The organism is Mycobacterium sp. 1274761.0, assembly GCF_001668615.1.
Lineage (GTDB): Bacteria > Actinomycetota > Actinomycetes > Mycobacteriales > Mycobacteriaceae > Mycobacterium.
Window position 1 is genome coordinate 204,645 of the sequence record NZ_LZMC01000062.1, and the last position, 12,116, is coordinate 216,760.

Annotated in this window: 12 protein-coding genes; 8 read left to right on the plus strand and 4 right to left on the minus strand. The window is 66.9% G+C overall.

All coding sequences use genetic code 11. The annotated features are described in order from the left end of the window. Positions 1 to 2 precede the first annotated feature (2 nt). Positions 3 to 836 (plus strand): hypothetical protein, encoded by an 834-nt coding sequence (locus tag A5651_RS13375; RefSeq protein ID WP_156662869.1) that lies wholly within the window; start codon positions 3 to 5, stop codon positions 834 to 836. Here the strand turns inward: A5651_RS13375 and A5651_RS13380 are convergent. The 3 genes from A5651_RS13380 to A5651_RS13390 are packed head-to-tail and all read right to left on the minus strand — an operon-like array spanning position 822 to position 3,669. Then, on the minus strand, positions 822 to 2,432 hold the full coding sequence (locus A5651_RS13380; RefSeq protein ID WP_066980996.1) for a 4-coumarate--CoA ligase family protein: 1,611 nt from the start codon (positions 2,430 to 2,432) through the stop codon (positions 822 to 824). The genes A5651_RS13375 and A5651_RS13380 overlap by 15 nt on opposite strands. A 34-nt stretch (positions 2,433 to 2,466) precedes the next feature. Next, a complete protein-coding gene (locus tag A5651_RS13385; RefSeq protein WP_066980999.1) occupies positions 2,467 to 2,874 on the minus strand; it encodes an MmcQ/YjbR family DNA-binding protein in 408 nt (135 codons plus the stop codon). Positions 2,875 to 2,883: 9 nt separating this feature from the next. Beyond that, a complete protein-coding gene (locus tag A5651_RS13390) occupies positions 2,884 to 3,669 on the minus strand; it encodes a metalloregulator ArsR/SmtB family transcription factor (RefSeq protein WP_066981262.1) in 786 nt (261 codons plus the stop codon). A 150-nt stretch (positions 3,670 to 3,819) separates the two neighbouring features. On the opposite strand from A5651_RS13390, the gene ligA reads away from it, so the two are divergent. Continuing rightward, positions 3,820 to 5,892, plus strand: coding sequence for an NAD-dependent DNA ligase LigA (ligA, locus tag A5651_RS13395; RefSeq protein WP_197496613.1), 2,073 nt, complete (start codon positions 3,820 to 3,822; stop codon positions 5,890 to 5,892). 72 nt (positions 5,893 to 5,964) lie between these two features. Continuing rightward, the gene (locus A5651_RS13400; protein ID WP_066981005.1) at positions 5,965 to 6,219 is read left to right on the plus strand and encodes a hypothetical protein; all 255 of its coding nucleotides are present in this window, start codon (positions 5,965 to 5,967) and stop codon (positions 6,217 to 6,219) included. Positions 6,220 to 6,223: 4 nt separating this feature from the next. On the opposite strand, the gene A5651_RS13405 is transcribed toward A5651_RS13400, so the two are convergent. Then, positions 6,224 to 6,880, minus strand: a complete 657-nt coding sequence (locus tag A5651_RS13405; RefSeq protein WP_066981265.1) for an amino acid-binding protein — start codon at positions 6,878 to 6,880, stop codon at positions 6,224 to 6,226. Positions 6,881 to 6,950: 70 nt separating this feature from the next. Between A5651_RS13405 and gatC the strand changes: the two genes are divergently transcribed. Genes gatC through A5651_RS13430 form a run of 5 tightly spaced genes read left to right on the plus strand, consistent with a single transcriptional unit; the run spans position 6,951 to position 12,116 of the window. Continuing rightward, positions 6,951 to 7,250 (plus strand): Asp-tRNA(Asn)/Glu-tRNA(Gln) amidotransferase subunit GatC, encoded by a 300-nt coding sequence (gatC, locus tag A5651_RS13410; protein WP_066981009.1) that lies wholly within the window; start codon positions 6,951 to 6,953, stop codon positions 7,248 to 7,250. After that, complete coding sequence (gatA, locus tag A5651_RS13415) at positions 7,247 to 8,734, plus strand: Asp-tRNA(Asn)/Glu-tRNA(Gln) amidotransferase subunit GatA (protein ID WP_066981012.1); 1,488 nt, start codon at positions 7,247 to 7,249, stop codon at positions 8,732 to 8,734. Before gatC ends, gatA begins: the two co-directional genes overlap by 4 nt. 29 nt (positions 8,735 to 8,763) lie before the next feature. Further along, positions 8,764 to 9,795 (plus strand): ATP-dependent 6-phosphofructokinase, encoded by a 1,032-nt coding sequence (locus A5651_RS13420; protein WP_066981268.1) that lies wholly within the window; start codon positions 8,764 to 8,766, stop codon positions 9,793 to 9,795. Positions 9,796 to 9,821: 26 nt separating this feature from the next. Then, positions 9,822 to 11,327 (plus strand): Asp-tRNA(Asn)/Glu-tRNA(Gln) amidotransferase subunit GatB, encoded by a 1,506-nt coding sequence (gene gatB, locus A5651_RS13425; protein ID WP_066981015.1) that lies wholly within the window; start codon positions 9,822 to 9,824, stop codon positions 11,325 to 11,327. Then, positions 11,328 to 12,116 carry a ketosteroid isomerase family protein gene (locus A5651_RS13430; protein ID WP_066981018.1) on the plus strand — a complete coding sequence of 263 codons (789 nt, stop codon included), beginning with the start codon at positions 11,328 to 11,330 and terminating at the stop codon, positions 12,114 to 12,116.

Below are 12,116 nucleotides of genomic sequence, written 5' to 3' on the forward strand. Positions count from 1 at the left end.
CCGTGGCGCTCTCGACTATTCGCATTGCCGTGGGCGCCGGCGTGGTCGCAGCCTCCCTGTTGATCGTCGGGCCCAATCCTTCCCACGCCGTAGCCGACAAGCATGGCTCTGGGATCTCTTCGAACGACGACAGTCGTCAGGGCGGGTCACGTGGGCCCGGCAACGTCGGCCGGGCGGTATCCGACCTCATCAACAACGTCCTGAGGGGCGGCGCAAGGAGGTCGAATCCGAACCCACCCCACATGGACATCGGCGGTGCGGTCAACGACCCCCGAAACCTCACCGTCATCGAAGACGTCGGTCCCGACGGGCCGGCCGCCATGCGCTCGGCGGCGATTGCCGAGCAGCCTGTCGGCGACAACATGGCGGTCGCTGCGCCGCCTGCCCCTGCGGCCTCGGGTGGGGGCGGATCCGGCTACTCGGGGCCGCCTGTTGCGACGTTCGATGCTCCTCGCGTGGTAATCGGCAACGGGCGCACGCCCGGGACTCGGTTGCCGACGCCAGGCCCGCCCGCGGCGGTATCCGCGCCGATCAGCGGGCCGGCACCGCAATTGGCGACCATCGCGCCGGTTCCGGCAGAGGTGCCCGCCGTCGCGCCGCCGGTGCCGCCGGCTGCCGAAATCCACGTCCCGCCGCTGCCACCACCCCTGCCGCCGGTCGAACGCATCGGCCCGGCGGATCTTGTCGTGGCGGAGTTCGGCACCGGAACCACAATCACGGTCACCGACCCGTTGGCCGGAGTCGCCGGGCTGATCCTTATTCCCGCCATCGGGGCCATGCTCGGATACCGCCAGGCGCGCGGGGCCCAGACGCTACGGGAGTCACTCCGCCGTTGAGCTGTCGCGCAGATCCTTGCGCAAAATCTTGCCCGAGGCCGACTTTGGGATCGCGTCGATGAACGCCACCTGCCGCACCTTCTTGTACGGTGCGACTTCCCCGGCGACGAAGTCCATCACCTCGGCCTCGGTCAGCTCCGCCCCGGATTGCTTGACCACGAAGGCCTTTGGCACCTCCTCGCCCGATTCGCGGTCACGCACGCCGACCACTGCGGCGTCGGCGATCGCGGGATGGGCGAGCAGGACGGCCTCCAGTTCGGCGGGCGGCACCTGATAGCCCTTGTACTTGATGAGCTCCTTGAGTCGGTCGACGATGTAGACGCAGCCGGAGGAATCAACGCGCGCCAAGTCCCCGGTGCGCAGCCAACCGTCGTCGTCGATGGTCTCCCGCGTCGCTGCCTCATTGCCGAGATAACCCGCCATCACATTCGGCCCGGTGAACCACAACTCGCCGATGTCGCTGAGACCTCTTGCGGGAGTGTCGATCTCGTAGCCGGTCTCGGGGTCGACCAGCCTTGACTTCGAGTTCGCCACGGTCCAGCCTGCAGCGCCGATGGGTGCGACGGAACCGACGAGGCTCTTGCCGCCGTCGAAGGGCGTGCAATGGCTCACCGGGCTGAGTTCGGTCATGCCGTAGCCCTGCACGACGCGGCACCCGATGCGGTCGGCCACCGCCTGGCCCAGCTCTTCGTCCAGCGGCGCGGCGCCCGACAGCACCACCCGCAGCGACGACAGGTCGTAGCGGTTCACCAGTGGATGCTTGGCGAGGGCCACGGCCACCGGCGGCGCGATGAACGCGACGCTCACCTTGTGGTTGGCGATGGTCGCGAGAAACTGCTCCAGGTCGAAGCTCGACATCATGATCAGGCGTGCCCGCGCCCGCAGAACGGCGTTGAGTAGCACCGTCATTCCGTAGATATGGAAGAACGGCAGAAACGCGATGACGGCGTCGTCGGCGTTAAGGTCTTGAGCCGCACGGATTTGGGCGACGTTGGCGACCAGGTTGCGATGTGTCAGCATCACGCCCTTCGGGTTGCCGGTGGTACCCGAGCTGTAGGGCAATGCGGCCAGATGGCTGGCGGGGTCGAAGCTGACCTCCGGTGGCGTCGCGCCCGCGGCGAGGAGATCGGCGGCGCTGGGGTGTCCGTCGGCGCCGTCGAGCACCACCAGACGATCGTCGGCTATGCCGACCGCCGCGGCGGCCTCCCTGGCTTGCGGCAGCAGCGGACCGACGGTGATCAGCATGGTGGCCTTCGAGTCGGTCAGCTGCTTGACGATGTCTTTGGTGGTGAACAGCACGTTGATGGTGGTCGCCGTCGCCCCGGCGCGCAGGATGCCGTGGAAGGCGATCGCGAATGCGGAGCTGTTCGGGGCCAGGAGCCCGACCACGTCCCCGACGGCGATGCCCCGCTCGGCCAGCGCGCCCGCGAAGGCGTCGATCTGCGCAACGGTGTCGCGATAGCTGGTTTCGTCACCCGACCGTGCGTCCACGAGCGCGACGCGGTCGGTGGAGGCCTCGTCGAGGTCGCCGAACAGGTACTCGTAGACGCTGGCGTCGGGAATTTCCACGTCGGGGTAGGGGCTGGCGAAGCTCACGCTTTCGATCGAACCACGACGGCCGCGGTGGTCGTCAGCCCCCGTCGAGCTGGTGGATGCGTTTCTTGGGTGCGACGATCCGGAACGACGCGTCGATCAGCTCACGCACCTCGGTCCAGTCGACCTTCTTGGTCGCAGAGAAGTCCAGACCCAGCCAGCCCGACGGCCCGAGGTAGGCGGGGTAGAAGAACCGCCGATCCTGTTGCAACGCCCTGCGATCGCTCTCGTCGACCTTCACCACGATCGATCGCGGGTAGGAGATGTAGTCGGCGCCCTTGGTGTCGGGCTTGGCGCTGCCGCCGTACATCGCGAACATCTTCGAGACGAAGAACGCCGGCCTGCCGTGCGAGACCTTCTCGAACGCACCGGGAAAGCGCAAGGCGATCGCACGCACCTTCGCCAGATCGGGATCGTCGTCGCGGAACATGATCGGGTGCGGCATGCCGCCAAACTACCGTTGGCGTGCGGTTTCGCCACTCATCTCCCAAGGCGCCTGCGGCAGCACGTGCCCGGTTTCCAGCAGCGATTTCAGGTTCGACACGACCGCTGCCCAGCCGGCCGCGGCCGTCTCGTAATCCGAATCGGTGGGGATGTCGGTGTGCGTCACCGTCAACCGCACGATGTCGTGGTGCGGTTCGATGTCGAAGCGCACCACCGAGGGTCGGCCCGCCTCATCGGCACCGCCGAAGGTGATGACCAACCGATGTGGCGGCGATGCCTCGATCACCTCGCCGGCGACATCGACAACGCCCGAAGCGTCAGTGCGGACATGTTCCCAACGTGATCCCGGCTGCCAATCCGACACATTGCTGTGGCCCCAGTACTGCGCAGTGAGGTCGGCGTCGGTGAGCGCCTCCCACACTGTGTCGGGGGTGCTGTGGATGTAGGTCACGTACACGAACGAGGGCTTGCCATCCGGTGTCGCCATGTCCGCCTCCTCTGCCTTGTGCTTCAGCGCGCGCAGCGCGTGAAGTCGCGAATATTCGAATTCCTGGATCCAGCGGTACTGAATTTCTTGCAGCGGAACAGGATTCAGATAGTGCAGTTTGAGCCGACCGCGCCGCACTGTGCTGATGAGGTTGGCTTCCTCGAGCACCGAAAGATGCTGACTCACCGACTGCCGCGCGATCTCGAGGTACTCGCACAGCTGCCCGAGCGTTTGACCGTTGTCCTGCCGCAGTCGGTCGAGCAGCAGCCGCCTACCAGGGTCGGCGAGCGCCTTGAACACCTTGTCCATCGGATCCTGCGCCACTCGACCATTATGCAGGTAGTTACCTGCATATAGTCAAATGTGCAGGTCGCACCGCGCGATTGGGCGGGTTTTGTTGTCGGGGGGCTCGGATAGCCTGCGAGGGTGAGCCCGAAGGCAACCGACGCGCAGCAGGCGCTGGCCGAACAGTCCGAAGACGCCCCCGACGCCGATCTGCGACGCCGCTGGCAGGAGCTGGCTGACCAGGTGCGCGAACACCAGTTCCGCTACTACGTCAGGGACGCGCCGATCATCTCCGACGCCGAGTTCGACACGCTGCTGCGGGAGCTTCAAGGCCTCGAAGATGAACACCCGGAACTCCGGACCCCCGATTCGCCGACGCAGCTGGTCGGCGGCGCGGGCTTTGCAACCGACTTCACCTCGGCCGAGCACCTCGAACGCATGCTCAGCCTCGACAACGTGTTCACCCCCGACGAGCTTGCCGCGTGGGCCGGCCGCATCAAAGGTGAGGTCGGTCCCGACGCGCACTATCTGTGCGAGCTGAAGATCGACGGCGTCGCGCTGGCGCTGGTGTACCGCGACGGAAAGCTGACACGCGCAGCCACCCGCGGCGACGGCCGCACCGGCGAGGACGTCACGCTCAACGCACGCACCATCGACGATGTGCCTGAAAAACTCAGCGGGTCAAAGGAATTCCCGATTCCGAAGGTGCTGGAGGTGCGCGGGGAGGTGTTCTTCCGGGTCGCCGACTTCGAGGAGCTCAACGCCGGCCTGGTGGCCGAGGGCAAGGCGCCGTTCGCCAACCCTCGCAACAGCGCGGCCGGCTCGCTGCGGCAGAAGAACCCCGCCGTGACCGCACGGCGCAAGCTGCACATGATCTGCCACGGCTTGGGCCGGGTGGAGGGCTTCACCCCGAAGACGCTGCACGACGCCTACCGTGCGTTGAAAGCGTGGGGGTTGCCGGTCTCCGAGCACACCACCAGGGTGCAGGGTCTGGAAGCGGTCACCGAACGCATCGCCTACTGGGGCGAGCACCGCCACGACGTCGAACACGAAATCGACGGCCTGGTCGTCAAAGTCGACGAGGTTGCGCTGCAGCGTCGGCTCGGGTCCACCTCACGCGCTCCGCGATGGGCGATCGCCTATAAGTACCCGCCGGAGGAGGCGACTACCAAGCTGCTCGACATCAAGGTCAATGTCGGACGTACGGGCCGCGTCACCCCGTTCGCCTTCATGGAACCGGTCAAGGTCGCCGGATCGACGGTGAGCCAGGCGACGTTGCACAACGCCTCGGAGGTCAAGCGCAAGGGTGTGCTCATCGGAGACACGGTCGTGATCCGTAAGGCCGGTGACGTGATTCCCGAGGTGCTGGGTCCTGTCGTCGATCTGCGCGACGGCTCCGAACGCGAATTCGTCATGCCCACAACGTGTCCGGAGTGTGGAACGAAGCTGGCCCCGGCCAAGGAAGGTGACGCCGACATCCGCTGCCCAAACACCCGGTCATGTCCGGCGCAGTTGCGGGAGCGGGTGTTTCACGTAGCCGGCCGCGGCGCGTTCGATATCGAGGGCCTCGGTTACGAAGCGGCCACCGCTTTGCTGCAGGCGGGCGTCATCACCGACGAGGGGGACTTGTTCACCATCGGCAGCAAGGACCTGTTGCGCACCGAGCTGTTCCGAACCAAGGACGGCAACCTGTCGGCCAACGGCAAGCGGCTGTTGGTCAACCTGCACGAGGCGAAGGCACAGCCGCTGTGGCGGGTGCTGGTCGCATTGTCGATCCGCCATGTCGGCCCGACTGCAGCCCGTGCGCTGGCCACCGAGTACGGCAGCCTGGACGCGATCATGTCGGCCTCTGAGCAGGAGTTGTCCGTCGTCGAGGGTGTCGGCCCGACCATCGCTGCCGCGGTCACCGAATGGTTCACCGTCGACTGGCACCGCGCCATCGTCGACAAGTGGCGAGCGGCGGGTGTGCGGATGGCCGACGAACGCGATGCCAGCATCGAACGCACTTTGGAAGGGCTGTCGATCGTCGTGACAGGGTCGCTGACCGGATTCTCGCGCGACGACGCCAAGGAAGCGATCGTCGCCCGCGGCGGCAAGGCGGCGGGTTCGGTGTCGAAGAAGACCGCGTATGTTGTGGCCGGCGATTCGCCGGGATCGAAATACGACAAGGCCGTCGAACTCGGCGTACCGATCCTCGACGAGGACGGCTTCGCCCGGCTGCTGGAACACGGCCCGGACGGTGTCTGACCCGCGCATGGAGTTTGCCGCTCCCATCGGCCGGGAATGCGACCGGGCGAACCGATGTGAGGGGAGACTGCGATGACGATCTGCGCCACCTGCGGCAACGACTACGACAAGGCGTTCACGGTGACCTGGCACGACGGCCGCAGCGAGACGTTCGACAGCATCGAGTGCGCCGCCATGCACCTGGCTCTGGAGTGCCCGCACTGCGGATGCCGGATTCTGGGCCACGGGATCGAGACCGACGACGGCATCTTCTGTTGTGCGCACTGCGCACGCAAGGACAGCAACGCTGACGTCAACGACCGCTACCCGGTGCCCGCCGGCGGCTGAGGCGTCAGCGCAGGATAGTCGCGACGATCCCGGCGAGGTACCCCAACCGCGCCACCTCCGACGGCCGAAACGCCGGACCGCCGGACCTGCCGAGCACGATCGCTGTTGTGTGGTCGCCGAGCGGCGCAGCGGCCGCGGTCGTATCCATGTCGCGCCAAACCTGCGGCATCCAGTCGGCGTCGTCGAGCGCCGTGGCACGCTCGATCGGTAACCAGGGCACCTCGTTGAGATGGGTTTCGGGCGCCCCGGCGCTGCCCACTATGCGGTCGATGCCGGAGTCGGTCAGCCGCACCACCGTGCACCAGCCCACTCGCAGCACGCGCGGCGCCTCGGTGGCGAGGACCTGGAGCTTGGCGTGCCTGTGCGGCGCGGCGGCGATGTGGTCGACGAGCTCGAGTTCCCGATGGGCTTCCAGTAACCCGGTGTGCGGACGGATGCTATCCACCCGAACCCCTTTGAGGTTTTCCGCTGCAGTAATGAGCATGTCGGGCATCGCGCCGGGCGGCAGGTCGACGATCAGATCGTCGATCGCGTATCCCGTCCCGCGCTCCACCACATCGAGGGACAGGATGTCGGCGCCCACCGAACCGAGCGCCACTGCCAGCGAGCCGAGGCTGCCCGGTCGATCCTCCAGCTGGACCCGCAGCATGTACGAAGGCACGCGCAACACTGTTGCACAGGGTCGCGGGCTCGGCATTCCAGCCTCGCTGGCCCGATTAGGCTGTGATGTCGTGTCACAGATCTCCCGAGACGAGGTTGCGCACCTCGCCCGCCTGGCCAGGCTCGCGTTGAGCGACGACGAGCTGAACAGCTTCGCCGGTCAACTCGACGCCATACTCGAGCACGTCAGCCGAATCCAGGCCGTCGACGTCACCGACGTCACGCCCACCGACAACCCGCTGTCGTCGGTCAACGTGACCCGGCGAGACGTTGTCGAGCCTGGCCTCACCCAGCAGGAGGCGCTGGCACAGGCGCCGAAGTCGGCCGAGGGTCGGTTTGCGGTGCCGCGCATCTTGGGGGAGCCCGCATGAGCGATCAAGATCTCACCCGGCTCGACGGCGCGACGCTCGGCGCCAAGATCGCGGCCAAGGAGGTCTCGTCGGTCGAAGTCACGCGGGCCTGCCTGGACCGCATCGCCGAGACCGACGGCCAGTATCAGGCGTTCCTGCATGTCGCCGAGGAGCAGGCGCTGGCGGCGGCCGCCCGCGTGGACGCCGCGGTGGCAGAGGGCGAGCAGTTGCCGTCGTCGCTCGCCGGTGTTCCGCTGGCGCTCAAGGACGTCTTCACCACCACGGACATGCCGACCACCTGCGGCTCGAAGATCCTTGAGGGCTGGACGTCGCCTTACGACTCGACGGTGACGGTGCGGCTGCGCGCCGCGGGCATCCCGATTCTCGGCAAGACGAACATGGACGAGTTCGCGATGGGCTCGTCGACGGAGAATTCGGCCTATGGGCCCACACGCAATCCCTGGGACGTCGACCGGGTGCCCGGCGGATCGGGCGGTGGCAGTGCCGCCGCGTTGGCGGCGTTCCAGGCCCCGTTGGCGATCGGTTCGGATACCGGCGGGTCGATCCGTCAGCCGGCGGCGCTGACCGCGACCGTCGGGGTGAAGCCCACCTATGGCACGGTGTCGCGCTACGGTCTGATCGCCTGTGCATCGTCGTTAGACCAGGGCGGACCGTGTGCACGCACGGTGCTCGACACTGCGATGCTGCATCAGGTGATCGTCGGGCATGACCCGAAGGACTCCACATCGATGGAGGTCGAGGTGCCCGACCTCGTGAGCGCGGCCCGAGCCGGTGCCGACGGCAATCTGCGCGGCGTCAAGGTCGGCGTGGTGCGGCAGCTGCGCGGGGACGGATACCAGGAGGGCGTGCTGGCGTCGTTCAACGCCGCCGTCGAGACCCTGACCGAGCTCGGCGCGGAGGTGTCCGAGGTCGATTGCCCGCACTTCGACTACTCGCTCCCGGCCTACTACCTGATCCTGCCGTCCGAGGTGTCCTCCAACCTGGCCCGGTTCGACGGCATGCGCTACGGGCTGCGGGTCGGCGATGACGGAACGCACAGCGCCGAGGAGGTCATGGCGTTGACCCGCGAGGCCGGCTTTGGTCCAGAAGTCAAGCGCCGCATCATGATTGGTACTTATGCGCTGTCGGCCGGCTATTACGACGCCTACTACAACCAGGCGCAGCGGGTGCGTACGCTGATCGCCCGCGATCTCGACCAGGCATACCAGAAGGTGGATGTACTGGTGTCGCCTGCGACACCGACCACGGCGTTCCCGCTGGGGGAGAAGGTCGACGATCCTCTGGCGATGTACCTGTTCGACCTGTGCACTCTGCCGCTGAACCTGGCCGGCCACTGCGGGATGTCGGTCCCGTCGGGCTTGTCTGCCGACAACAATCTGCCGGTGGGTTTGCAGATCATGGCTCCAGCGCTCGCCGACGACCGGCTGTACCGTGTCGGCGCCGCCTACGAGGCCGCTCGGGGGGCACTGCCAACCGCCGTGTGAAGTGGGCGATCTGCGGGCAAGATGGACGCATGCGGATCGGAGTCTTGACCGGAGGCGGCGACTGTCCTGGCCTGAATGCGGTGATCCGGGCGGTAGTCCGTACCTGCGATGTGCGGTACGGGTCGTCGGTGGTGGGTTTTCTGGACGGCTGGCGCGGGCTGCTCGAAGACCGTCGCGTCCAGCTCCGCAATGACGACCGCAACGACCGGCTGCTCGCCAAGGGCGGCACGATGCTCGGCACCGCGCGGGTGCATCCGGACAAACTCAAGGCGGGCCTCGATCAGATCAAACAGACGCTGGACGACAACGGCATCGACGTGCTCATCCCAATCGGCGGCGAGGGGACGCTTACTGCGGCGCATTGGCTCTCCGAGGAGAATGTGCCCGTGGTCGGCGTACCCAAGACCATCGACAACGACATCGACTGCACCGATGTGACGTTTGGTCACGATACCGCGCTCGGCGTTGCCAGCGAGGCCATCGACCGCCTGCACTCCACTGCCGAGTCGCATCAGCGGGTGATGCTGGTGGAGGTGATGGGCCGCCATGCCGGATGGATCGCCTTGAACGCGGGGCTGGCCTCGGGTGCGCACATGACGCTGATTCCCGAGCAGCCGTTCGACGTCGAGGAAGTGTGCCGGCTGATCAAACAGCGTTTCGTGCGCGGCGATTCGCACTTCATCTGTGTCGTCGCTGAAGGTGCCAAGCCCGCCGAGGGCTCAATGAAGCTGCGCGAGGGCGGAGTTGACGAGTTCGGCCACGAGAGGTTCACCGGTGTCGCCCAGCAGCTGGCGATGGAGGTCGAGAAGCGGATCAACAAGGAGGTGCGGGTCACCGTGCTGGGCCACGTACAGCGCGGCGGTACTCCCACCCCATACGACCGGGTGCTCGCGACGCGGTTCGGGGTCAACGCCGCCGACGCCGCCCATGCGGGCGAGTACGGGATGATGGTGTCGCTGCGCGGCCAGGAGATCGGCCGCGTGCCGCTCGCCGATGCCGTCCGTCAGCTGAAGCTGGTCCCGCAGAGCCGATACGACGACGCCGCCGAGTTCTTCGGCTGAGTTTCGAGCGAACTAGGATCAGGGGCATGTCTGTTGCCCACACCGCTGACCTGGTCGACTACGACGACGTCGTCGCGCGTTACGAGCCGGTCCTGGGCCTCGAGGTGCACGTCGAGTTGTCGACGGCGACCAAGATGTTCTGCGGCTGCGCCAATCGATTCGGCGCCGAGCCCAACACGCAGGTGTGCCCGGTGTGTCTTGGCCTGCCGGGCTCGCTGCCGGTGCTCAACCAGGCCGCCGTCGAATCTGCTATCCGCATCGGGCTGGCGCTGAACTGCGAGATCGTGTCTTGGTGCCGCTTCGCGCGGAAGAACTACTTCTATCCGGACATGCCGAAGAACTACCAGATCTCGCAGTACGACGAGCCGATCGCGATCAACGGCTATCTCGACGTACCCCTCGACGACGACACGACATGGCGGGTCGAGATCGAACGGGCGCACATGGAAGAGGACACGGGCAAGCTCACCCATCTGGGCAGCGAGACGGGGCGCATCGCAGGTGCCACCACTTCGCTGATCGACTACAACCGTGCCGGTGTGCCGCTGATCGAGATCGTCACCAAGCCGATCGAGGGCGCCGGGGCGCGTGCGCCGGAGATCGCCCGCGCCTACGTGACTGCGCTTCGAAACCTGTTGCGTGCCTTGGGTGTTTCCGACGTGCGCATGGACCAGGGCTCCATGCGCTGCGACTCCAACGTCTCGCTCAAGCCCACCGGGGCGACGGAATTCGGCATCCGCACCGAAACCAAGAACGTGAACTCGCTGAAGAGCGTCGAGGTCGCCGTCCGCTATGAAATGCGGAGGCAGGCAGCGGTTCTCGACGCCGGCGGCCGAGTCCACCAGGAGACCAGGCACTTTCACGAGGACGGCTACACATCGCCGGGCCGCAGCAAGGAAACCGCGCAGGACTACCGGTACTTCCCGGAACCCGACCTGGAACCGATCGCGCCCGACGCGGATTACGTCGAGAGGCTGCGCAAAACCATCCCTGAGTATCCCTGGTTGGCGCGCAAGCGAATTCAGCAGGACTGGGGCATTTCCGATGAGGTTATGCGCGACCTCGTCAACGCCGGCGCCGTCGATCTCGTCACCGCCACCGTGGCAGAAGGCGCCTCCAGCGAGCAGGCGCGGGCCTGGTGGGGCAACTTCCTGGTGCAGAAGGCCAATGAGGCCGGTGTCGAACTCGACGCGCTGAACATCACCCCCGCACAGGTCGCCGCTGTGATCGCGTTCGTCGATGAGGGCAAGCTGTCCAACAAGCTGGCCCGTCAAGTCGTTGAGGGCGTGCTCGCAGGCGAGGGCGAACCTGCCGAGGTGATGAAGGCGCGCGGGCTGGAACTGGTCCGCGACGACTCGCTGATCCAGGCGGCAGTGGATGAAGCGTTGGCTGCCAATCCCGATGTGGCCGAAAAGATCCGCGGCGGGAAGGTGCAGGCCGCGGGCGCCATCGTCGGCGCGGTGATGAAAGCGACCAAGGGGCAGGCCGACGCGGCACGGGTGCGCGATCTGGTGCTGGCGGCCTGCACCTAGATGGCAGCGATAGACGTCGAGCTGCTGGCGGCGGTTGAGCGGTCGCCGGCGGCGACCGACGTGCACGACCGGACGGGGTGGATCGGCATCTTCACCCCCCACGGACGCGTCGAAGATCCCTACGGATCGCGCCCCCACGTCGGAGTCGACGAGATCGGCCGGTTCTACGACACCTTTATCGGCCCGCGGCAGATCATCTTTCACCGCGACGTCGATGTTGCGGTCGGCAGCGCGGTGGTGCGCGACCTCATGCTCGAGATCGTGATGGCGGCAGGCGTCACGGTCGACGTCCCGATGCACCTGCGCTACGACCTTAGGCCGGTCGAGGGCGACTGGGCGGTCGAGCGGCTGCGCGCGCATTGGGAGCTGCCGACGATGGTGGCGCAGATGCTGCGCCAGGGCGGCAAGTCTCTGCCCGTGGCGGTGCAGTTGGCCGGTGAGCTGCTGCGCAACCAGGGGATCGGCGGGACGGCCGGCTTCGCGGCGGGGTTCAGGCGGCCGGGCCGACGCGATAAGCGACGTTTCGCAGAATTTCTCGATGCCGCCATCGCCGGTGACCAGTTGGCCGTGCGGCGCGCCATCGGCCGCGGCGCCGACGTCAGCCTCGGTGAGGACCAGCCGATCGCGGTCGGTGACTTCGTTGACAGCCTGCGCGGCGGCCGCTGGTTCAAGATGATCGCCGCCGGCGACACCGTCAGCGCCTCGGTCGCCGCCCCGTCCGGCCGTGGCGTCGTCTTCTGCGAGACCCCGAAGGCGGCGGGAATCAGCCGGGTCCGCTACTTCGGCTGA